Annotated in this window: 18 protein-coding genes and 1 pseudogene; 12 read left to right on the forward strand and 7 right to left on the reverse strand. The window is 58.8% G+C overall.

Annotated features, from left to right (window positions below; all coding sequences use genetic code 11):
* Positions 1 to 29 precede the first annotated feature (29 nt).
* Positions 30 to 2,501, reverse strand: a pseudogene (locus tag G3N95_RS20320) (type VI secretion system Vgr family protein); the annotation flags it as partial.
* A gap of 870 nt (positions 2,502 to 3,371) precedes the next feature.
* Positions 3,372 to 3,524, reverse strand: a complete 153-nt coding sequence (locus G3N95_RS20325; RefSeq protein ID WP_205971865.1) for a hypothetical protein — start codon at positions 3,522 to 3,524, stop codon at positions 3,372 to 3,374.
* A gap of 632 nt (positions 3,525 to 4,156) precedes the next feature.
* Here G3N95_RS20325 and rpsU point away from each other — a divergent pair.
* The 3 genes from rpsU to G3N95_RS20340 all read left to right on the forward strand — a co-directional run bounded on the left by rpsU (position 4,157) and on the right by G3N95_RS20340 (position 5,544).
* Positions 4,157 to 4,369: a 30S ribosomal protein S21 gene (gene rpsU / locus G3N95_RS20330; protein ID WP_082426970.1), complete on the forward strand. Its 213-nt coding sequence runs from the start codon at positions 4,157 to 4,159 to the stop codon at positions 4,367 to 4,369.
* 468 nt (positions 4,370 to 4,837) lie between these two features.
* Positions 4,838 to 5,041 (forward strand): cold-shock protein, encoded by a 204-nt coding sequence (locus tag G3N95_RS20335; protein WP_011549079.1) that lies wholly within the window; start codon positions 4,838 to 4,840, stop codon positions 5,039 to 5,041.
* A gap of 278 nt (positions 5,042 to 5,319) precedes the next feature.
* A complete protein-coding gene (locus G3N95_RS20340; protein ID WP_205971866.1) occupies positions 5,320 to 5,544 on the forward strand; it encodes a hypothetical protein in 225 nt (74 codons plus the stop codon).
* A gap of 189 nt (positions 5,545 to 5,733) precedes the next feature.
* On the opposite strand, the gene G3N95_RS20345 is transcribed toward G3N95_RS20340, so the two are convergent.
* From G3N95_RS20345 to G3N95_RS20355, 3 genes are all read right to left on the reverse strand, one after another.
* The gene (locus G3N95_RS20345) at positions 5,734 to 6,033 is read right to left on the reverse strand and encodes a hypothetical protein (protein ID WP_205971888.1); all 300 of its coding nucleotides are present in this window, start codon (positions 6,031 to 6,033) and stop codon (positions 5,734 to 5,736) included.
* Positions 6,034 to 6,070: 37 nt separating this feature from the next.
* Complete coding sequence (locus G3N95_RS20350) at positions 6,071 to 6,319, reverse strand: hypothetical protein (RefSeq protein WP_205971889.1); 249 nt, start codon at positions 6,317 to 6,319, stop codon at positions 6,071 to 6,073.
* Positions 6,320 to 6,821: 502 nt separating this feature from the next.
* Entirely contained in the window at positions 6,822 to 7,109 is a 288-nt protein-coding gene (locus G3N95_RS20355) for a hypothetical protein (RefSeq protein WP_205971867.1), read from the reverse strand.
* 191 nt (positions 7,110 to 7,300) lie between these two features.
* On the opposite strand from G3N95_RS20355, the gene G3N95_RS20360 reads away from it, so the two are divergent.
* Complete coding sequence (locus G3N95_RS20360) at positions 7,301 to 7,603, forward strand: hypothetical protein (protein ID WP_205971868.1); 303 nt, start codon at positions 7,301 to 7,303, stop codon at positions 7,601 to 7,603.
* A 113-nt stretch (positions 7,604 to 7,716) separates the two neighbouring features.
* Here the strand turns inward: G3N95_RS20360 and G3N95_RS20365 are convergent, their stop codons facing one another.
* Positions 7,717 to 9,357, reverse strand: coding sequence for an ABC transporter substrate-binding protein (locus G3N95_RS20365; RefSeq protein ID WP_241018765.1), 1,641 nt, complete (start codon positions 9,355 to 9,357; stop codon positions 7,717 to 7,719).
* 362 nt (positions 9,358 to 9,719) lie between these two features.
* Here G3N95_RS20365 and G3N95_RS20370 point away from each other — a divergent pair, with 362 nt between their 5' ends.
* The 3 genes from G3N95_RS20370 (at position 9,720) to G3N95_RS20380 (ending at position 14,817) form a co-directional block, all read left to right on the forward strand.
* A complete protein-coding gene (locus tag G3N95_RS20370) occupies positions 9,720 to 9,899 on the forward strand; it encodes a hypothetical protein (RefSeq protein ID WP_205971870.1) in 180 nt (59 codons plus the stop codon).
* 270 nt (positions 9,900 to 10,169) lie between these two features.
* Complete coding sequence (locus G3N95_RS20375; protein WP_205971871.1) at positions 10,170 to 11,957, forward strand: tetratricopeptide repeat protein; 1,788 nt, start codon at positions 10,170 to 10,172, stop codon at positions 11,955 to 11,957.
* Positions 11,958 to 12,624: 667 nt separating this feature from the next.
* A complete protein-coding gene (locus G3N95_RS20380; protein WP_241018767.1) occupies positions 12,625 to 14,817 on the forward strand; it encodes a hypothetical protein in 2,193 nt (730 codons plus the stop codon).
* Between the two features lie 130 nt (positions 14,818 to 14,947).
* Here G3N95_RS20380 and G3N95_RS20385 read toward each other — a convergent pair whose 3' ends face one another.
* Positions 14,948 to 15,385, reverse strand: a complete 438-nt coding sequence (locus G3N95_RS20385; RefSeq protein WP_205971872.1) for an RDD family protein — start codon at positions 15,383 to 15,385, stop codon at positions 14,948 to 14,950.
* Positions 15,386 to 15,783: 398 nt separating this feature from the next.
* Between G3N95_RS20385 and G3N95_RS20390 the strand changes: the two genes are divergently transcribed.
* From G3N95_RS20390 to G3N95_RS20410, 5 genes are all read left to right on the forward strand, one after another.
* Positions 15,784 to 17,226 (forward strand): DEAD/DEAH box helicase, encoded by a 1,443-nt coding sequence (locus G3N95_RS20390; RefSeq protein ID WP_205971873.1) that lies wholly within the window; start codon positions 15,784 to 15,786, stop codon positions 17,224 to 17,226.
* A 562-nt stretch (positions 17,227 to 17,788) separates the two neighbouring features.
* Positions 17,789 to 19,117 carry an LLM class flavin-dependent oxidoreductase gene (locus tag G3N95_RS20395; protein ID WP_205971874.1) on the forward strand — a complete coding sequence of 443 codons (1,329 nt, stop codon included), beginning with the start codon at positions 17,789 to 17,791 and terminating at the stop codon, positions 19,115 to 19,117.
* Between the two features lie 51 nt (positions 19,118 to 19,168).
* Positions 19,169 to 20,185, forward strand: coding sequence for a flavin reductase (locus G3N95_RS20400; RefSeq protein WP_241018747.1), 1,017 nt, complete (start codon positions 19,169 to 19,171; stop codon positions 20,183 to 20,185).
* A gap of 111 nt (positions 20,186 to 20,296) precedes the next feature.
* Positions 20,297 to 21,898, forward strand: a complete 1,602-nt coding sequence (locus G3N95_RS20405; protein WP_205971875.1) for a GMC family oxidoreductase N-terminal domain-containing protein — start codon at positions 20,297 to 20,299, stop codon at positions 21,896 to 21,898.
* Positions 21,899 to 22,078: 180 nt separating this feature from the next.
* Positions 22,079 to 23,047, forward strand: a complete 969-nt coding sequence (locus tag G3N95_RS20410) for a glycine betaine ABC transporter substrate-binding protein (protein WP_241018749.1) — start codon at positions 22,079 to 22,081, stop codon at positions 23,045 to 23,047.
* Positions 23,048 to 23,150 lie beyond the last annotated feature (103 nt).

Consider the following 23,150-nt stretch of genomic DNA (forward strand, 5'->3'; position numbering starts at 1 on the left):
CTGATCTTCACATCGCCTTGCGGAAGAACGGGGAGCGGGGTCTCGAGACTGGCCGGCCCGGCAAAGGAATGCTGCGCGCCCTTAATGTCGATTTTTCCGGGGGCGTGAATTTCGATCCCACCATCCTTAATGCGGATATAGGCACCGCCCGACGTGAGCAAAACCTCCTGCTTCGCCACCGCTTCGATACTTTCCGTGGCGGAAAGCAGCGTGATGCTTTTCTGCGCTGTCATTTCGATGTTGTCCGAATGCGCCCGAATCTCGACTTTGCCCTTGGCAGCGAAGAGCTTCATGCCTGCGTTCTGCACGAACAGGCTCAACTTTTCAGCAACGCTCACAATGAGCGACTTGCCAGATGCAATGTGCGTGCTTTGTCCGCTCACCAGGTTGGTGTGCGCGCTACTGGCGATATGCAGGGAATTCTGTGTCGACAGCGCGATGCCCGACGGGCTGCCGAACAGCATGACAGGTTGCTTGAACGCATTGGCAGCGCCGGTGCCGCCGCCCGCCGTGTTTCCGCAAGACGAAGAACCCGTTACGCTACTTTCAGTCGCATCGGTGAGCGACTTCAGTGCGTCGTGGCCCTCTTTGAGGTTTTCTCCCTGATGCGCGGTGCTCGCATCCGACATCGCGTCAAGCACGCTCTGCGCATTCACCAGTTGCGTGCGTGATGCGCCTGCATCGAGCGGCTGGCTGACGGCAGGATGGGTCGTAATATACAAACCTTGCGCCGCGCGCACCGCGCCATATGCATCCGACTTCAGATCGAAGCCGCTGCCCAGATAACTGCCTCTCTCATTGCCATTCTGTGCGATCAGGTAGCCCAGATGCAGATACGAGTTCGCGCTGCTGCTATAAAGCTGCAGACGGTTCTGCCCGGTCGCATCATCCATCACGAACTGGTTGTATCCGCTGCCGCCATACTCTTTCGACCGGTAGCCGGACAGCAAGCCATTCGAATGCCACTGCGGTTTGGTAGCGCCGTTGTAGACTCGGGCAACCACGATCGGCCGGTCACAGTCTCCATCGACATAGTCGACGAGGACTTCCTCGCCAACGCGCGGAAGATGCACCCCGCCATAACCACCGCCCGTGTCCGACTGCACGACGCGCAGCCAGCACGAAGCGCGTTCGCCGCCGCTATTGAGCCGGTCCCAGATGAAGCGGACCTTGACGCGATTCAGTTCGTCGGTATAGACCTCTTCGTTCTGCGGGCCGACGATGATGGCCGATTCGAGTTGCACATCCGGTTTCTCATGTTCGAACGGACTCCGATAGGGCACCGTCGAACGCTGAGCCTCGATATCAACCCGGTAGAAGCCTTCAGACGCATTGCCTGACGCCACGCCGGACCCTGCATCGGCCTGATGCCGTGCCCGCACAGCCGCCACCGTCTCCTGAAGACTATGAGGGAACACCGGCGCATCGCTGCTCACAGGCAGATTGTTCTCAATCGTCCATATGGCCTCAATCACGGCAAACTCCCGTTGATCGGCTGCGTCGCTATCGTGATCGGGATGGCCGGTCAACGTGAAGCGCCGTCCAGCATCGACGCCACGCGCACCGCCCGCGCCGTGGAACCGCTTTGCTCGTGACTCCCACTCCTCCATGCGGATGCGCGAGAGCGCGTCACCCCGATCCTGCGCGCCGTACGTGTAAGCACCCGTGTATTCGTAGACTTCAGCTTGTGCCGGCAACGCGCCTTGCGCGGGCATGGTCGGGATGCTGGTGCCTTTCGGGTTATACACGCCGGACGGGCTTTTATAGTCGAACGTGCGCGTGGTTAATAGCGCGCTTTGCAAGGTACGCGTGCCAGACCATAGAGTGAGCGCGTCAGCTTCGCTGCGGGTTCCCGCGCGATAGAACGGTAACGTCCCAGGTGACATCGCCGCGAGCGCCGAGAGATTGTCGGTAATCGTCAGCGTGTGCGATTTACCGTCCTCTGCCTGCTGCCAGAAACCATAAAGGCCTTCCGATTCCAGCAAGCGATGCACGAAGTTCCAGTCATACTCGTCCTGTCGGCAATACGAACGAGTCGGCAGCGGCGTGGACAATTGAAACTGGAATCGCCCTTGCGCTTGAGGATGCGAATTGAACACGTCGCTGACGATGTCCTCAACGCTGGCATCCTGCCAGATACGCTGATCGCGCCTGAACCTGAGAAAATGCATCCACGACGCAAAGCCGACCTGATAGCTGGTTAGCGTGCCATCCGAGCCAAGCCGCCGCGCGGTATGGACGAAGCCGTTATGCGGCAGATAAGACTTGTCGGATTGCTGGACCCAGAGCGTGACGGGCTGTGCGATCAGTTTCTTGAGTTCGATACTGGACGACGTCGAAACGACATCAACGGTGAATTCGAAGTGCCGTCCAAGGCGCGAACTGCCCACCGCGCGCTGCGGAATCACCACGTCGCTGCCCAGCGGAGTGTCCAGCTTCAACAGCCGGTCGCCTTGCGCAAGCCCACCCGTGACGGCCGCGATGAAATCCTGCGCCCCCATAACGCCTCTTTTTGTTCGTTACTGTTTAACCCGCGCGATTCTACAATATTGAAACGAAAAATAATCGTTGATCTTTAAAATGGCTTCGAGGGTATAGATTGAAATGTAAAATATGCCATTCGCATTTTCATTGAATGGCAATAACTACGTTGCATTTATAAAGAGTGGCAATTGTGACCGGAATTCACATGAACCGACGGCGCACTCAAAATCAACTACATAGAATGCCCCCAAGCTGAGAACACTGGAACGCGAAACATCATCTTCCGTGCAACCAGTGGTGTCCTTATTCAAGCATCAGGAACCCAATTAACATATATATCGACGCCCTGCCACTCAGACACTCAAGCGGCACGCTAATTGGGATTTTCAGAAGGCCCGCATCCGTATTTCGCATACAGACAGTTTTCCCGATTGCTGCCTACACCGTCGCCATGACCCTCCGCAACGGATGCGCCGATGCGGGGAGGTGGCAATTTCGAGCGGCGCGGGGCCTGTATTAACGGCGACGGTTATCTTGGGCTGAGCGCAGAGGCCTCTGATCTCACTGCAACGATTTGCAGCGCGAACGTCCGCTCTTCCGGGACAAGCCAACATTCGGAGCATCATCAGGCCGAGCCGGCGTATGGCTGAAACTGGCCGACTGTACTCATTCACTGCAGCCACCCTGAGCAGCTGTTGAAGATTCCAATAACTGCAGTTCTTCGGATCTTCCATTGAACTGCTGCTCTCGGCCAGAGAGACATTCGCGAATACTTGCACCCGGCCGCTCGAAAGTCTGATCGTTCTCCAGGACTGGACATTCCAGCTGATATTTCGGATGCCAATGCGTGCGCGGATTCGGCCCGCATCGGCATCCGGGCTTTCCTGTCAGATCGCGGCGATCAGCCAGTCGCGGAAAATTGAGGCTTTGCTATTGAGTGGACGATGGTTGGCATCCACGAGGTGATCTGCGCGCTCCGTTTCATATTCGAACTCTCCAAGCATTTTCAGCGTTCCAGCTTCTATCGCCTGGCGCGCCATCGAATCTCATATGGACTGCGCCCGAGTCCTTCAAGCGCGGCATTAAACGTGAGCGTCACCTGAGTAAAGGTGATTGCGTCGTGGGGAATCTGGTAGTCCAGTCGAAGAAGTGCCATTGACGCGCGTCGAGCCAAATCAATTGCAGTGCGCGCAGTTCAGAGGGCGAAGCGGGGGGCGGGACGTGCTCTGCGTAAGCTGTCAATGCTCGGCGCGCATCCTCCAGATTCTGGCGCGCCCTCTCGCGATATATGCCTGTCAACCCCTCCACGGTATGGGAATGTGAGGCATGCCAGGCTTAAGGTCAACGCCGCCCGAAATGGTTCGGAACAGCTTATCGGCCTGTAGCGCGTACTGCCATCGTCGCAAGGATTCGACCCGAGCGCCGGTGGTCTGATGAGATTCATTCAGGCGGATTGCGAAGTTTTTCGCGCCGCTCCTGTCGTTGGGCACGAGCGAGAAGGGCTGAACAGTTGTTACACTGATGCTGCTGCGAGGTGGACGCAGAAGCATTTCTGATGCTCGCCACGATCCGCCCCGTCGCTGGACTGTAAATGGTCTGTGCATCGGCCACGCCGGGCACGGCATCCACATCGCCGTTCGCCATTACTGCCGGATCTCAACGAAGGAAAAAATTGACTACCGTAATTCTGAAACCCGATGAGCCCGTGGAAGTCGCTTTGCGCCGTTTTCGTCGCGCGATCGAGCGCACCGGCTTGATACCGGAGCTTCGTGCCCGGACAGCCTATGAAAAACCCACCACTGAACGCAAACGCAAAAAGGCTGCTGCAGTGGCACGCCTGCGCAAGCAGATCAAGCGGTCGTTACCGCCGAAAAAGAGGTACTGACCGGGAGCGGGCCGGGCGGCGTTGCTGGAGCGGCCGTCCGGCGCCGAGCCCGGTTTCTCGCGTGGATCCTTGGCAAGCAGCCATTAGGCCAGCCGATACTTGGCGGCGGCGAGTGAAGATTCGCTGTTGTCGGAGCGAGAGCCGCCAAATCAATGGCAGCGCGATGGTTCCTCAAGGAGCGGCGGTGTGCGTTCGCAATGCAAGGTCTGCCGTCAACGCACCCTGTGCGCCATGCCAGGTAGGGCCACATCGCTTCGGTCGCAAAACGAACCGCTCGGTGAATCGGTTACAAGATAAGTGTTGACACAAGTGGTGCCGGACAGTTAGTGTTCGCTTCGAAGTTCAAGAAGTTCGATTGCTGTTCATCAATTGCTCGCTCCTCAGCGGTATTCGTTGTCCTCTCCCTCCTTGACGCTTCACGCGCTCTTTAACAGAGCATCTCTTCGTATTTTTCCTCAAGGATTCTTCATGGATACCGGTATCGTTAAGTGGTTCAACGACAGCAAAGGCTTTGGCTTCATCACCCCGGACAAGGGCGGCGACGATCTGTTCGCTCATTTCTCCGAAATCAGGGCCGACGGCTTCAAGACGCTGGCTGAAAATCAGAAGGTGAGCTTCGAAACGAAGCAAGGCCCGAAGGGTCTGCAAGCGGCTAACATCAAGCCGCTGTAAAGTTTGAAGGGCCCGGCCTCCGGCGACGGACACCGGGCTGCAGCGACACCCTCGCGGAGCGTTGTCTCCCAAAGTTGGCGCGATCGTTCTTAGCTGCATCTGTTTATTCAGCAGCTTGCCATCCGTCATACGCCTCGTTGCACCTCATTCTCCCCTCTGGCTTCAACGCCCTTTTATTGCTTTTGATCGCGTGAGATTCGGCTTGCAATGGCTTTGAATCGGCTCGCCCGTGGACATTTCGCACGGCACAAGCGCACTCGAACATTATTAAAACTAAAATGCAGAACAAACACATTCAGCTGTACAACGGCTATGCCGTCCAACCTTCCGCTCATCGGTTGCCCGATGGAAGTTTTTCATCCAACCTGCTGCTCGAACGCACCGATAGCGCGCGCGCCGAAAGCCGCTACCAGTTCTATTCGCTCGATTACTTCACGAGTGAAGAACAGGCGCTGCAGCACTCGACACGCTGGGCACGCAACTGGGTCGACACTCGCGGTTGAAGGCGACGCCCGGGCTCGAAACACGCGACGCGTCTGAGGCACCAGGGCGCGCGCAACAGGGCGCGTCCCAGCACGTTGCCGGCAGCCGCGCACACAACGCAACCGTGGTCGGCGTATGCAACGTTCCGTCGCGCGACCTTCCTTGAATCGGGTCAAGGGTAGACCAACAGCTTCACGCGATGAAGGTGCCTACATCAGCGAAAAAACAATCGCGCCGCGGTCCTCGAAATGTGTGGCGCGCCGGACAAAGCGATATTTCTGTCCGTCGATTTCAATCCGATTGGAACCGGAACGGGTCATTTTGAGAATGTCGCACGCAATGAGCGCCGCGATCGTGCCACTGTATTCCCAATGCCCCTGATCCTCCATGGCATTTCCGATGTAAATTGCGCAAAGGTCATCGCACCTCTGCATCATGATGACGCTGCCGGTTGTGCCGAGCGAAAGATCAAGATACCCGGCTAGCGTCGAGAGCGGCTCGGACGTCATCACAAACCTTCTCCATTTGCCATCGACACCATGCGTGTCATTGACGGTGATCGCCGGATAGCAACTGACGCGAACCGCAGTGAGTCTCGAGCCATTCGGTCGCCCACTCGGCGGCAAACCGTACGGCATCTTCGCGTGCATCAAAGCCACACAAGTCGCCACTCAGATGCACATCGTATTCATGCCCATCGGTGCCGCTGCGACTGATCCTCGCATGGGCGATATATTCGCCGTCGGCCCGACGCGGGGTAGTATCGATGTGGAAAGCTTCAGCATAGTCGTACATGTGTTTCTCCTCGCGGCATGCAACGGACATGCCCCTGCGCCCTGGGCAGCGGTTCCGCGGCTTGATTCGATGCGCCCCCGATGCGTTCACCATCAGTCCGGTCGCGCATCGTCCGATCGCAAGACGCAATCGCTCGCGTTTGAGTTTCCACTGACGCAGTTGCGCTTCCAGAAATGTGAGCGTGTTGAGGCGCGGGATTGCCGACGTACCTGTCGCCACCAACTCATCGATCGAGAGTCGGCAAGTGTTCAGTTCCACTTCACGGAGTGCTATTTCTGCCTCCACACTGCGATGCTGCATGATCAGATCGGCGAGTTGAGACATAACACCTCATTAGACAAGTAGTTCGATCTGTCGGAAGTTATGCTTCACGAGGCGGTGCATGCGTGATGTGCATTCGACCGGACGCATGCCGGGAAGCATCGGCAAATACCGTTCTGCTTCTCTTGCGGATCATGCAGATAACGCGGACAGTAACCGGGCTTGGAAAGGACGCGCGTTGCTACTCACCATCCCAGATGGTGTTGCCTTGCGCGCTTCGGTCGATTAGCAGCTTGCCGTAAGCGGTTGAGGCGCGCCTTGCGTCACCGGCACTCGGAAACGGGATATCGACCTGGAGCCGAAAAACGCGGCTTCTCCCCTCGAGGCCGTCGGCACCGCGTTCTCTGATCCGCACAGCCGCATCGAAGCCCGCATCGTAGTCGTGGGCAAAGCCTGCCCGCGTTGGCGTGTGCGGAAAAACAAGCGGACAAACCTCCAGCCCCTTATACACGTAGATACCGTCTGCCATGGACACCTCTGCTTCGCCGCGGAAACGCGGCAGGATTTCAGGAGGCTGATGGCAACCGGCCTTTGTCATCCAACCATATTGACGCACAAACCCTGGAGGCGCCCTCGGACGGCATCATCGCCGACTGACCTGGCATTCGCCGACGAGGCGAATGCCAGTCAACGAACTCATACTACGCGCAATGCGGATACGTGTCGCGAAATATTCTGGAAAGGAAACCTTCGTTCATCGGCTGCGTAAGTCTTGCTGATCGATGTCTGGCGCCGGGCGGTTTGACCGCATCTGCATTGATGTTTCATTCTTCCGGTTGGCGTTCGAGTTCGCAATGCAAATACATCGACAACCCGGACGCCGTTGCCGCTATCATCGTGCGCATTCCTGCGCAGGCAGATGGCGCCAGGCTAGTACCGCTAGAATCAACAGTGGATATTAGTTCGACATCGGTCCTTCGTGACGAGGCGTCGATTCACCAGGCGACAGATGAACACCAGTGACCAGGACCCGACGTCTGCCGAGCAATTCCGCTCGCTTATTAAATAAGGCATCCTGACGATTTGGTGCCTATAAAAACCCACTGCCTTATCGTGACAGAGCCGTCCTGCGCGCGTCATTTCCGCGACACGCCAAGGAAGAGCGTCGGCCCGAACGGATCGATCCTGAAGCCTCTGACGTCGCGAGCAAGCGGCTGATAAACGGTCGCATGCGCAATCGGCGTAAATGGCACCTGCTCCTTGAAGATCTGTTGCGCACGCTGATAGAGTGTCGCGCGCGAGTTAGTGTCGATGGTGGCGCGAGCCTGCGTGATGAGGTCATCGAATGGCTTGTAGCACCACTTCGAGAAGTTGCTGCTCTTCAACGCGTCGCAGCCAAGCAGCATGCCGAGCCAGTCGTCGGGATCGGCGAAATCACCGGTCCAACCGACCAGCAGTGTGTCAAACGCGCCCCTGCGCGCGCGTTGGAGGAATTCTCCAACCTCATAGGTGACGACGTTCACGCGTACGCCGATCTTTGCCCAGTCCTGCTGGATCAGTTGGGCCATGAGCGCCGCATTGGGGTTATAAGGTCGTTGGTTCGTCATCGCCAACAGATCGAGGGTCAAGCCATCGGGATGGCCCGCTTCGGCCAGCAGCGCCTTCGCAAGCACGGGGTCGTAGGGGGCATCCTTGATGCTTTTATCGTAAGACCATTGCGCTGGCGGCATGGGGTTCGTCGCCACCTGGGCCTCACCCTGATAGACGGCATTGAGAATCGCGCGTTTGTCGATCGCCATGTCGAGCGCGCGGCGGACCAGCAGCGAATCGAATGGTTGTTTCGCGGTGTTGTACGCGAGAAAGGCGAGGTTGAATCCGACCACGCTCGGCAACTGCAGTTTCGGATCGGCGCGGATCGCGGCGATGTCGGCGGGACGCGGATAGCTCATCACCTGACAATCGCCCGTGCGCATTTTTTGCAGACGCACCGCCGCATCGACAGTGATATCGAACACGAGTTTGTCGACCTTCACTATGCCGGGTCTCCAGTAATCCGGATTACCGTCGAGATAAATCGACGCGTCCTTCGTATATTCACTGAATATGAAGGGTCCTGTTCCCACGGGAAACCGATTGATGTCGCTCGCTCTTTGCTTGTCGAGCAGGATGTTGGCGTATTCAAGCGACAGGATCGACGCGAACGCCATCGCGACTTTATGCAGAAACGGCGCATCGATGTTCGCGAGCATGAAGCGCACGGTGTAGGGATCGATGGCCTCGATGCGCGTGATGTTCTTCGCCAACCCGAGTCCCTGAAAGTAGGGAAACGTAGTCGGATATGCCTTTCGAAACGGATGCTCGGGATTGAGCATGCGCTCGAAAGTGAACACGACGTCGTCAGCGTTGAACTCGCGCGTGGGCTTGAACACCTCGATTGCCGGGGCGTTGTCCCTGGCCATCCCGGGCATCCGCTTGAACTTGACGGTCTGGAACTTCACGCCGTGGCGCAGATGAAATGTGTACTCGCGGCCATCAGCCGAGATCTCCCAGCTTTCTGCGAGACCAGGACTAACCCCGGAGCCGTCGAGGTTCAGTTCGACGAGGCGGTCATATAGGGTGAAAGCGACGGTGGCATCATAGCTGGTTGCGTACTGCGCATCGTCGAAGCCCTGGGGATTGGCTTCCGAGCAATAGACGAGCGTGGCGTCGGGCAGTTTCGCCGGCTGTCCGTGGCCGGGCCATAACAGACACAGCCATGCGAAGGCGTGAAGTAGCATCTTCATGGGGCCGCCGCGCAAGCATGTCGCGAAAGAGCCTTTCATGTTGATCGCCTGTGACGGATGACCGTGCGGGCGCCGAGGTGACGTACATCGCCGGATGCCGGCGGAGGCGTCACGTGCATCCGTCGGCGGAAACGAGTATAGGTAACAAAAGGCGAGGTGACAAAGACCTTGCGTCGAACACACGTGCGTCAGTTCGGTGCCGGAGAATCGGGAAATTCAATATTTTGTATGCCTAAGATTGAACGTTAGTTTAGCGTGTGTACGCATCGGACTCGCGAATGTGCAAGCCTGCGAATTTTTGCGCGGTATAAGCTTACGCGGGAGCACAGCGCTGACCTCAGGGATGGCATATGCATATGCTGTTCATCGCACCGGCCCGGCTGTACCGCGACGGAATCGCGAGGCTGCTGCGCGACTTTGCGCCCGATTGGGTCGTGGTCGACGAAGCCGTGGTGCAGCGGGATGACGCCGGTTTCGATGTGTTGCGTGACTGCGCACGCTTGCCGCCGGTTGTGGTGCTGGTCGATCAGTCGTAGCTGATCCGGCTGCTCGCGAGCCGTCAGCATGCCGATCAGGCGAGGCACGCCTGAGGCGCGGCGTTGCGCAGAACATGTGAGGTCCAAACGCTGCTTGATATTCCTGGATTCAATGTATGCGGTAAATGACGCGGCCTGTAAGACAAACTATTCAATTCGCCTTCCCAAGGCATTGTCAGGCGGCCCATAAGAAGTCCGGTGAGTTCAACAATTATCATAAATCCCGGGCACTTCGTCCGTTCTATAACAACAGCGCTTCGGTGGAACGACATGGACCTGGAAATCGCCGCGCCGGCCTATGAACTTCAGAGGGTGGTTCGCACTATTCTCTTTGCCGACCTCGTCGAGTCGTGCCAGCTCGCCGAAGCCGATGAGGAAGGCACTGCGGCGCGCTGGCGCAGCCTGCGCATGACGATAGAAACGCGTATCGTGCCGGGGCATCGTGGCAGGCTTGTTCGCACGGAAGGCGACGGTCTCATGATCGTCTTCGAGGAAGCGCTGACGGCGGCGCGCTGCGCGCTCGACATCCAGCGCATCTGTCGGCTCGGTTCGGCGACGCAGGGCGGCGGCGAGCCGCTGATGCTGCGCGAGAGCCTGCACGAAACGGATCTGCTCGCCGATGAGCGCGACGTGTACGGACGCGGCGTGAATCTGGCGGCACGACTTTACAATTTGGCGGGTCCCGGCGAAATCGTGATAAGCGAGCGCATGCGAGACCGGCTTTCGGGCTCCTATGACGAGCAGATTGAAGACCTCGGCGAATGCCATCTTCGGCATCTCGCCAATCCGGTGCATGCGTACCGGCTCGGTGGTCCCGGCCCGCGTCCGCTGATCGAGCCTGGCTGTGCCTGCGCACCGCATCTGCGGCCCTCCATCGCGGTGATTCCGTTTGCGGCGCGCGTGATCCAGCCGGGGCATGAGGCGCTCGGCGAAATTCTGGCCGATGAAGTGATCGGCACGCTGTCGCGCTCCGACGAGATCAAGGTGATTTCGCGGCTCTCGACCACGGCGCTGCGCGGACGCGGCACCAGCGCGCGCGAGACCGCCGCGCTGCTTGGCACACGCTACATCCTGTCGGGCGCGTATCGCACGACCTCGGACAGGCTGCTGCTCGCGGCCGAGCTTGCGGATGCGGTCGAGGATCGCGTTCTGTGGGCGCAGACGCTTGACGACCGCATCGGCTCCATCGTGCTCGGTGAAAGCGATCTCTCTACCCGGCTACTGCAGGAGATCGGCGCGGTGATCATTTCTCATGAACTCGATCGCGCGCGCTCGCATTCCTTGCAGACGCTAGAAAGCTCGACCCTGCTACTGAGCGCGATCGCGCTCATGCATCGCGACGTCTACGACGAGTTCACACGCGCAGGCCAGATGCTCGAGGTGCTGTCCGAGCGCGCGCGCCGCCAGTCGGCGCCGCACGCGTGGCTTGCCAAGTGGCACGTGCTGGGATTCAAGAACGGATGGACGGCCGACCGGAAGGCCGCGGCGCTCGCGGGGCTCGACTGTGCGAGGCGTGCGCTCGACGCGGATTCGCAATCGTCCCTCGCGCTCGCTGTCGAAGGCTTCGTGCAGACTCATCTGCTCAAGCAGCTCGATGTCGGCGAAGACTGCTATGCACGCGCACTCGAGGTCAATCCCAACGATTCGCTCGCATGGCTGCTCAAGGGCACACTGCATGCCTTCAAGGGTGAAGGCGACGAGGCCGTGGCGGCGACCGGTCACGCGCTGTCGCTTTCGCCGCTCGATCCGATGCGCAACTTCTACGAATCGCTCAGAGCGACAGCTGCGCTTTCCGCGGGTGATTACGCGCACGCGATCCAGCTGGCGCAGCACGCGCTCAGGGGTGGCCCGAACAACACGTCCACCTTGCGCGCGATGGCGATCGCACAATCCGAGCTCGGCCTGCTCGACGACGCCCGCGCCACGGTCGCCCGCGTGCTGGCTATCGACCCGACGCTCACCGTCAGGTCTTATCTGGAGCGCCAGCCGAGCGAGGGCTTCGAGACTGGCCGGATCTGGTCGGCCGCGCTCGCGCGAGCGGGTCTGCCGCTCAAGTGAGCGACGTGCATTGCGCGGCTCTGTCGCGATAACGCGTCGCCCGCGCATCAAAAGCGTTTCAATCGACGGGAATATTTACTTATCGGATGCGTGTGTAAGTCATTTTTTCCGAAAAGAACTTTCTGTTGTCCGTTTTCATGGGGAGAAAGCAGGTCTACTAGAGCACGGCAGTACTGGCAACTCAGCAGTGATCTCGCCTTAAACCTGCGCAAGCGAATGCGCGAGTAGTCCGGACGAATCCATCGCGGAGTCTGTTATGAAACGTGCGCTACTCACGCTTGCACGCGTAGGCGGCTTGCTAGCCGGAACCGCACACGCGCAAAGCTCGTTGACGATCAACGGAACGACTTACGCCTACTGCGCAGCGGAGAATCAATACTGCTCGTTCAGCGGTAGCGCACGGGTCGTATACGGCACGACTACGCCGGCGCTTCAATACGATATCAACGGGCCATTCACGAATGGCGTGCAATGTTCGACGGGGGCCGTTTCGCAAACCGATCCTGCGTTCGGCCATGCGAAGAGCTGCTGGTACGCGAGCACCTCCGCGGCGCCTGCACCGACACCGACTCCGACTCCGACTCCGACTCCGACACCTTCGCCTTCGGGCTGGACGCAATGCGCCGTCGAAAACAGGTACTGCTCGTTCTCGGGTACCAAGACAGTCCTGTATGGCGGAAGTACGACCGCAAATAATGTCTCGAAGGTCTTTACGAATGGCACCGCTTGCACAAATGCGGCATTCGGTACAGATCCTGATTTTGGGAGTGGGAAGTTCTGTTGGATTCCTTCGGGGGCAACGCCAACGCCAACGCCAACGCCAACGCCAACGCCAACGCCAACGCCAACGCCGACACCAACGCCGACACCAACGCCGACGCCAACGCCAACACCAACACCAACGCCGACGCCAACGCCAACGCCAACGCCAACGCCGACACCAACGCCGACACCAACGCCGACGCCAACGCCAACGCCAACGCCAACACCAACACCAACGCCAACACCAACACCAACACCAACACCAACACCGACGCCAACACCAACACCAACACCAACACCGACGCCAACACCAACGCCAACACCAACAGGCTCAATCGCTTGCAGCAATCCGACTTCCGCATCGGGCGGAACCGCGAACGGCCTGATCACCGTCGATACGCCGAGCAGCGACGGCACGCGCCTTTTCAATCAAGGGACCGCGTTCAAGGTGTCGTTCGTCACGGCAGCGACATCCACCGATACGGTCGTCTGGTCGATGCAGGATCAGTTGGGCAACGTCAAAGGCAGTGGCTCGTTCACGGTTTCGAGCGGCAAACTCACGAGTACGCTTTCATGCACGGCATCCATTGGGGGCTACTTCGCGATCACGGCGACGCTTTCACACGCGGGTGGCACGCTGCCCCAAGCGGGGACGCGACCCATGGGCATCGCGACGTTCGGCGTTCTACCTAACCTGTCCAGTACGATTCCGGCCGTCAGTTTTGCGCATCAGGAACAACACCGTTTCGGCATGCAGGGCTTTAACGACAACGGCCCGATGCTGGCCGCAATCGGCATTTCGCAGACCATCGACGATCGCGAGCTGTCCGCAATGGAGCCGAACGCCGCGAATACATGGACACCGTCTTTATCCGATCTCGACTCGTTCTATACGAATGGAAAGATCATGCGTCTTATCCGGCTCGACGGCGTTCCGGCGTGGGCGAGCCCAACAGGCGGCTTCCAGGATGACACTAACGCGCCAACGAATCTGACCTACTACCAGAATTACATGGGGCGCGTTGGTAGCGATAGCGACGCAATCAGAAAGGCGTATTTCCCCAATCAGCAGAACAACTATTACCAGGTGACGTGGGAACCGCAATGGGCGGATTCCAATGCCAACTTCATCGCAATGTACTCAGCGGTGTACAAGGGCCTGCATTCGACCGATGCGAATGCCGTCGTCATGGGCACGACGAATGTCTTTCCGGCGAATTGCACGACGCAATGCACGCAAGGCTTTCTCGCGACCTATGGACCGCTTGGAATCGGCAACTACCTGGACGGCGTCACGACGCACGGCTATTACAACGCGGGCACCTACGCAGGTCATCCGCCCGAGCAATACGACACCGATCCAAATCCCGCGAACGTAGCCAATGCGCTCGATCAGCAGATGCGTTCGTTGCGCGCGCAAATGCAGACGATCAAGCCGAACATGCGGCTGTGGATGACGGAACTCGGCATCAGCTACGATGCGGGTGCTGCATACGGCGCGTCATATCCGTCCGCAAATCAGCTATACGGGCAAGCTGCCGTGGCGCTGCGCGCGCATCTGATCATTCTCGGCGAGGGTGCTCAAGTCACGTACTTCTTCTACGGCGCGGACTATCCAGTCGATATCGGTGAGGGCACATTCTTCGATATCGTCAACCCGCAAGGTCAGTATGGCGCCACGAACGTGAGCCCGAAACCCGAAGCACTTGCGTTCGCCGCGCTGACGCGCGTACTCGACGGCACGCAGACACTGGGACGCCTGAACGGACTGCCGTCGATGGTGTATGGCTATGCATTCCAGCAGTTGAACAATGGTCCTGTCATTACCGCGCTATGGACGCACAACAATGCGTACTGGCCGACCGCGTCGGGCGCTTACAGTCCAACCTATAGCACCAGCTACGCGCTGACAGTCGATTCGCCCGGCACCAGCGGCCATGTGACGGTGATCGATATGATGGGCAACCCGGTATCTGTGGCATACACGAATGGAGTTGTGAATTTGACACTCACAGAATCGCCGATTTACGTCGTGTCGACGAATGCGAATGCATTTGCCGGACAGTACACGGCGCCCGTCGGCTATACGGGGCAATAGGTGGGTCGATGCAGATGCAGCAACGCTGCATCGCGCGGATGCTCACAATAATCGTGTGATTCCCGACCCTTGCGTGCTCGCTCTCTGCCGGTTTCCACGTTCGCTGTACAAAACGGTCGATGCTATTGGTTTACCCGCCCTTATCGGACGCCCGGATTGAAATGACAACAGTGTTGGCAAGACGGTCATGCAAAGCTTGCTTCCTCGGGTTAAACAGGACCCACAGAAAGCCGGCGCCGAATGTAGCGAACGTGAGCAAGTACCCGATTGTCCTCAGCGCGGCTTGTGTGACGGTTATCGCCTGTCCAGAGTCCGCATCCACGATTCGAAGATGAACCGCCCGCTTTCCTGGAGACGTTCCCCACACTGCCCACATCATGCCAGTGGCCAGTATCGGGATGCATTGACCGACCAGGAGCCAGAGAACGATGGACGTAGTGAAGGTCTCCGGTGCAGCGAGGATGTCGTCGGTTGACGGGCCAAGAGGGATGAACAGTACGATGACCGTCCACCATATTGAGTCAATGCACAGGGCTCGGGCACGCTGCGAATAGGTCGCGTAGGGCATCGGGAGTGTTGCTTCTCAGGATGAAGGGGTACCGTCTGAAATACGACTCCGTTCCAGGCAGCGTCAGCTTCGAACGATGACGGGGGCTATGTCGCCGCGCCTTCGCATTTCGCTGTTTCGCCATTCAGAACGAGGTCGCGCAGAAACCATTGCGCGACGCGTTCGGGTTCGGTACGTGCCATACGCTCCGAATCTCACCTCGCCGCGCCAATAGACGATAACCGAACCGGACATCATCCGATACGTTCCCGAATGCCTGACGCCATCGATTTCGACCTCGAGCGGTCGACGGCTTTCAAATCCGGTAGTCACGACGTCCATCTTTCGGGGCCTTCGATCTGCGCGATGCACTCAGCACGGTAACCGCTAGAATTGCGGCTTTAGCCCGGAATACGCCAATGTCTTTTGCCTCGCTTGGCCTGATCGATCCCTTGCTGCGTAACGTGCAGGCCCTCAATTACCAGACACCTACGCCGGTGCAGACCAAGGCGATCCCCGCTGTGCTCAGTGGCAAGGACGTCATGGCCGGGGCACAGACCGGCACTGGCAAAACGGCGGGCTTTGCGCTGCCTTTGTTGCAACGGCTCGTGCAACACGGCCCGGCAGTCTCCAGCAACCGCGCGCGTGTTCTGGTGCTGGTGCCCACGCGTGAATTGGCCGAACAGGTGCTGCAAAGCTTTATCGCTTATGGCAAAGGCCTCGACTTACGATTTTTGGCCGCCTACGGCGGCGTGAGTATCAACCCGCAGATGATGAAGTTGCGCAAAGGCGTGGATGTGCTCGTTGCCACGCCGGGCCGTTTGCTGGATCTCAATCGCCAGAACGCAGTGCAGTTTGATCAGGTACAAACGCTGGTGCTGGATGAAGCGGACCGCATGCTGGATCTGGGTTTCGCGCGCGAACTCAACGCGGTCTTTGCCGCCTTGCCCGTTCAGCGCCAGACCCTGCTGTTCTCTGCCACGTTTACCGACGATATCCGCGCCATGGCGGCGAGCATTCTGCGCGGGCCGGTCAATATCAGCGTCAGCCCGCCCAATGCCACGGCCAGCAAGATCAGGCAGTGGGTGGTGCCGGTGGATAAAAAGAACAAGCCTGACCTCTTCATGCACCTCGTGGCCGAGAACAATTGGGAACACGCGCTGGTGTTCGTCAAAACCCGCAATGGCGTGGATTACCTGGCGGCCATGCTGGATGAAGCGGGCTATGCGGTCGACACTATCCACGGCGACAAGCCGCAACCCGCGCGCCTTCGGGCGCTAGAGCGCTTCAAGACACGCGAAGTACAGATGCTGGTAGCCACCGATGTGGCTGCGCGCGGACTGGATATCGACGACCTGCCGCTGGTGATCAACGTTGATCTGCCCATCGTGGCGCAAGACTATGTGCACCGTATTGGCCGTACCGGCCGCGCGGGTGCCAGCGGCGTGGCGGTGTCCCTTGTGTGTGCCGATGAAGCGCCACAACTGGCCGCGATTGAAGCGCTGATCCGGCAAACGCTGCCCCGTGAAGAAGAACCAGGTTTTGAAGCCGAACACCGCGTGCCGCAAACCAGCGCGACGGGCCAGATCATCAAGAAACCCAAAAAGCCCAAGAAGTCCAAGGTGCCGCAAGCTGCGCCTGGCGGCATGCCTGTGCTCAGCAAAAAGCCGCGCCCGCCGCAAAGCGGCGAAAACAAACACAAGCCTGGGACGCAGCGCGCTGTGGTCGCGGGTAAAGGCACAAGCTTGACCAGCGGTAGCCCGTTCAGTGTGCAAAAGCCACGCAGCAAGCCTGCCAGCAAGTCAGCTGCGGGTTCACGCAAGCCGGCTGGCAAACCAGCTGGCAGCCGCGGCAAACGCTAACCCTGATCCGTGGGAATGAGTAACGCCAGTCTTGGGACAGGCTGGCGGTTCGCGGGCCGCTAGTTGACAGTGGCGCGGCTTCGACGTGCTTCAGGTCGGCGGGCAACGGCGCACTGAATCACGGATCTGTAACAGCGTTGGGTCCGAACGGACGTTGAATCGCGCGCGGCTAGCGCCCGATCGAGGTCGTCTCTGGCCTATGTGCCCGCTTCCCACCCGTCCCTGCCACACCATCGAAGCCAGACTCGCGTCTCGTCAGGAAACTCGCCCATTCGATGATTGGCTCATCCCACGCGTAAATTCTCCCGCGTTCTGGGGGATTCGCCCGCGGGGACTTCGCGCGGCCGGCCGAGGCATGGTCGCCCGCTTGGCGAGCCCGCTCTTTGATAAGCCAGGCTTTACATCCCTCCTTTATTTTCCTGCGTTTACGGCGGCTGGCGTCGCTCCTAAGATGCAGTTACTTACTCACCTGCCAGGTCGGCGCGTCGTAATGGGCCGGTCAGGTGAGGATGGTCCTTGCATTCCACTTTGCGACGGTTTGATCGAGAAACCAGAGGATACGATGAGCAAGAAGCAGATGAAACTTGGCCTGTCAATGAGATACATGGGTTATCACCTCGGTGCGTGGCGTCACCCGGACTTGCGCGCCGACGCTGCATCACGGTTCGACTCGTATTTGAACGTCGCGAAAGTAGCAGAGGAAAACAAGTTCGATCTACTTTTCCTCGCGGACGGCATCGGGATCCGGTATGACGATGTTCCGAAAGGCTCGCTCTGTCGAGCCAGCCACAACGTGGAACTCGAACCTCTGACGCTTCTGTCAGCCCTTGCGAGTCGCACGCATCGCATCGGTCTCGTGGCGACTGCCTCGACGACCTACAACGAGCCATACCATATCGCCCGGAAGTACGGCTCACTCGACCAGATCAGTGCGGGGCGATGCGGATGGAACGTCGTCACATCCTGGTCGGAACAGGAAGCATGGAATTTCAATCGCGCCAAGCATCTCGATTACGACACGCGATATGAGCGGGCAGCGGAATTCGTCGACGTCGTGACCGGACTATGGGACAGCTGGGATGCCGACGCTTTCGTGCACGACAAGGAATCGAGCGTTTTCTACGACGAATCAAAACTCCATGTGCTTGGTCACGTCGGCAAGCATTTTTCTGTGCGCGGTCCACTCAGCGTGCGCCGCTCCGTGCAGGGTCGGCCGATCCTGGTTCAGGCGGGGACCTCTGAAGTCGGGCAGCAGATTGCCGCAAAGCATTGCGACATCGTTTTCGCTGCCCAGCAGAACATTGAATCGGCGAAGAAGTACTATGCGTCGGTCAAAAGCCGGCTCCCTTCGCATGGGCGAACCGAAGACGATCTTCTGCTGATGGTCGGATTGACGCCGATCGTCGGTCGGACGCGAGAGGAAGCGCAAGAAAAATACCGGCAGCTCGAAGAGCTCATTGATCCACTCGTCGGCCTGTCCATTTTGAAGCGTTCATTCGGCGATCTGTCGCATCTCGATCTCGATGGTCCCGTGCCGAAGCCGGATCTCGAGAACGCAGGTTTGCGCAGCAGTGCCCAGATGTACTACGAAACCGCCCAACGCGAAGGGCTCTCGATTCGCCAGCTCTACAAGCGGATTGCGATGGCGCAGGAGCATCTGACTGTCGTTGGAACGGCGAGCGACGTTGCGGATGCGATGGAGCAATGGATGGACGGAAAGGCTGCAGATGGCTTCAACATCGCGCCGACCCATTTGCCTCACGCACTGAACGATTTTGTCGAGCTCGTACTTCCGGAATTGCGCAGACGGGGAAGATTTCGTGAAGAGTACGAAGGCCAGACCCTGCGTCAGAACCTCGGCCTCAAGGAGCCGCGCAGCATGTATGCCTGATTGCATCCCAATCAGTCCATCGATATCTAAACGAAACGAGAGAGCGGCAAAATGATGCGTTCTTCTGATCAGCAGGCTTTCCGCGGTGCGACGCCCGTCGAGCAGGGCAACCCGGCCGACGACCTCCGGATGTTCCGGCGTTGCCTGAGCCAATACGGCACGGGCGTTGCCATTGTGACCACATCGGATGGCACCAGCCGATTCGCAGTCACGGTCAATTCATTTTCGTCGCTGTCGCTTGATCCACCGTTGCTGCTATGGTCAATCGACCGGAAATCGCGGAGCTTCGACGCTTTTTCTTCTTGCGAGCATTTCGCCGTCAACATACTGTCGTCGGAGCAGATCGAGCTCTCGCGGCACTTTTCAAGCAAGGTGACTGACAAGTTCGCGAACGTCGACTGGATTCCGGGGCGGTTCGGGTCCCCGTTGCTTTCCGGCTGCATCGCACGCTTCGAGTGCAGCGCCGAAGCGCGACACGATGGCGGCGATCATCTGATTCTCATCGGCCGCGTGCAGCAGCTGGAGAGGTACGACGGGATGCCGCTTATATTCAGCCAGGGCCAGTACAGCATACCGCTCGAGCATCCCGATGCGCCCGGTGAGCCGGCGGCGATGGCTGCTGAGAAGCCGAACACGCTCGCGAACAACGTGCTGCAACTGATCTTCAATGCTCATCATGCACTCTCCGAAGCGTTCGAAGAGCATCGGCGCGCCGAAGGCGTCAGCATAGCCGTGGCGAGAGTACTCGCCACCGTGTATGGGCATCCCGGCATCAAAGTGGACGGCATCGCCGCTCAAACCTATCTCGGGCAGCGCGACGTCGAGGACGCCGTTGTCGAACTTGCGCGGAAGTCATTGCTGGTTCATGCACAAGACGGTGGGATGCGGCTGACCCCTTCGGGCGTTGCACTTCGCGAGGCGATCGGCGAGCGTTGGATCGCTTTTCAGAACGCGCGACTCGAGAGCATCCCGTCCTCGGATATCTCCGTTCTCATGCGCACCCTGACGCGGTTGATCGATCCAGCCGCGCAGGAACGCGCTGCGACGGCGGCGGTGAGCGGCGGATAAGGTATCGTCTTCAGATGCGACGAACGTCGCTTTGCGGCGAGCCAGGCCTGGCATCCGTTTGCAGACGACGATGAGTTGACCCACACACATCACCGGACTAGACACAAGACAATGACCTGGGATTTCATCATCATCGGTGCTGGTTCAGCTGGATGTGTACTGGCCAACCGCTTGAGCGCCGATCCCCAGCACAAGGTGTTGCTTCTGGAAGCGGGAGGCGACGACAATCGCTTTGCCATCAAGATACCGGCGCTGGCGATGAAGGCGATGAACAATCCCGAAACGGACTGGATGTTTCCAACCGAGCCCGATCCCACACGAAACAACCGGACCGAGATCGTTCCGAGGGGCAGGGTGCTTGGCGGGTCGAGCTCCATCAACGCTACATGGTACGTCCGAGGTAATCGCGGCGACTATGATCACTGGGCGGAACTTGGAAACAAGGGATGGTCATACGACGAACTGCTTCCTTATTTCCACAAGGTCGAGTGCAATCGCGATGGAGTGAGCGACGCTTACGGTAAGTCGGGTTCCATCGTCATCGGCGAAATTCGCGGCGTGCCAAAGTTGACGCGAGTCTTCCTCGACGCGATGGAGGAGATCGGCTATCGGAAGAACGCATCGTTCAATGCCGAGCCCACCGAAGGCGTCGCGATTCTGCATTCGACGCAACATCGAGGCATCAGGTGGAGCGCGGCAAGAGGCTATCTCCATCCGGTAAAAGACAGAGCGAATCTAAAGATCGTCACGGGAGCACTCGTACGCCGGATCATCATCGAGAACGGCACGGCAGTCGGCGTTGAATTCGACATGGATGGATGCACACATGTCGAGCATTGCACCGGAGAAGTCATCCTCAGCGCGAGTGCGATCAATTCGCCAAAGATCCTCATGCATTCCGGCATCGGACCGCATGAGCAATTGGCCCTCGCGGGGATCAAGACCATCGTCGGCAATGAGGCAGTCGGACGCAATCTGCAGGAACATCCTGCGTGCCAGGTCAAGGCGTTTGTCAACGTTCGCACGGCGAATCAGGAGTTCAACGCGATGGGGATGATCAAGTACGGCTCCCGCTTCATCGTGTCGCGATCAGGTCAGGCCACGTTCTCGTATAGCGGCATAGGTCTTGTCCGTACCAGGCCCGAGCTTTTCTATCCGGATATCCAGTATCACTTCGGCGCGTTCTCTTCGAGCTACACCGACGAGGGAATACGCATGGAGAAGGAAGCCGCGGTGAACCTGCAGCCGAACGTGAACCGCTCGAGGAGCCGGGGTTATATCCGTCTCAAGTCCGCTGATCCGTTCGCACCGCCGGGCATCCAGTTCAACATGCTGAGCGACCCATACGATTGCGAGACGTTGATTGCGGGCGCCCGGATCGCGAGGTCGGCGCTTCGTTCAAAGGCGTTCGCCCCATACGTGACGGGTGAATGCAAGCCAGGCGACGATGTTCAGACAGATGACGAGTGGCTTGGCTACCTTCGGGAGAACGCTGGCGGAAGTTTCCATCCTTGCGGGACCTGCAAGATGGGTACTGACGCGGACGCAGTTGTCACGCCGGATCTCAAGGTGATCGGGATAGACCGTTTGCGCGTAGTGGATTCGTCGATCATTCCACAGATTCCAAGTGGCAACCTGAATGCAATCAGCCTGGTGATCGGGGAAAAGGGCGCCGATATGATTCTGGCAGAGCGAGCCCGCGCCAGGAACTGATCGTCGGGCCGCCCGACGACACCGTAAAAAAGATGCGACGCGTTGAATGGGAGCAGATCGCCGATCGTCGATCGACCTGCTCAACGCAAACCAGCGCCTTTGAAGTATGAAATTCGCAGCACGTTGCAAGCGGGAAAAGAAAGTAACCACACAACGGAACTCAACACAGGAAACCATTGTATGAAATCGTTACTCGCACTGTCCGCAGCTTTCTTGCTCGGTTCGATTTCCGCTCCAGCGATGTCCGCGGAATGTGGCTCCGTGACCATTACGGAGATGAACTGGTCGTCGGCGGCCGTGGTGACCGCCGTTTCGGGTTTTCTCATGGAACAGGGGTACGGATGCAAGGTGCAGAAGGTGCCGACGTCGACAGTTCCCGCATTGACCTCACTTGCCGAAACCGGTAAGCCCGACATCCTGACCGAAGTCTGGCCGGCTGTGGCCGACGTCTACTACACGCTCGAGAAGCAGGGCAAAATCGTGCCAGTCGCCAAGGTGCTCTCCGATGGCGGCCAGGACGGTTGGTGGGTGCCGAAGTACCTCGTGGACAAGCATCCTGAACTCAAAACGCTGAGTGGCATCCTCGCGCATCCGGATCTCGTCGGGGGGCAGTTCAACAACGGGCCGCCGGGATGGGGGTCGACCGTTTCCAACAATAACCTTGTGAAGGCCTTCGATCTGCAGGGGCACGGCATCAAGGTAGTCAGCTTCGGGTCCGGTGAAACGCTTGCAGCTTCGCTTGCCGCAGCTTACAAGGATCAGAAACCCTGGTTCGGTTACTACTGGGCACCGACCTCCCTGCTGGGCAAGTATCCGATGGTGAGTGTGGATATGGGCCCCATCGCTCCCGAGATCGCGAAGTGCAATGCCCGTCTGGATTGCGCTTCACCGGGCAAGACGGGATGGCCCCCGGCGCCCGTCCTCACGACGATGTCCAAGCCGTTTCATGACGCGCATCCCGACATCGTTGCCCTGATGAGCCATGTTTCGTTTACCAATGCAACCATGAACCAGCTGCTTTCGTGGCAAGAGGCGAACAAGGCTACAGCTGACGAGACTGCCGCATATTTTTTGACGCATTATAAAGACCTCTGGAAAGGCTGGCTGTCACCCGACGCGGCTGCGAAGGTCGGTGCAGTGATCAAATAGCGTGACCGTGGCCGTTCACCGGCCGCGCTGCCTGCCTTGTTCTTTGATTGCTTGCGTTGCACCTCATCGGGTTGGGGCGAAATGTGAGTGCTGAAAACACGGA

It is taken from the genome of Paraburkholderia sp. Tr-20389 (assembly GCF_017104565.1).
In the GTDB taxonomy this organism is placed as follows: domain Bacteria; phylum Pseudomonadota; class Gammaproteobacteria; order Burkholderiales; family Burkholderiaceae; genus Paraburkholderia.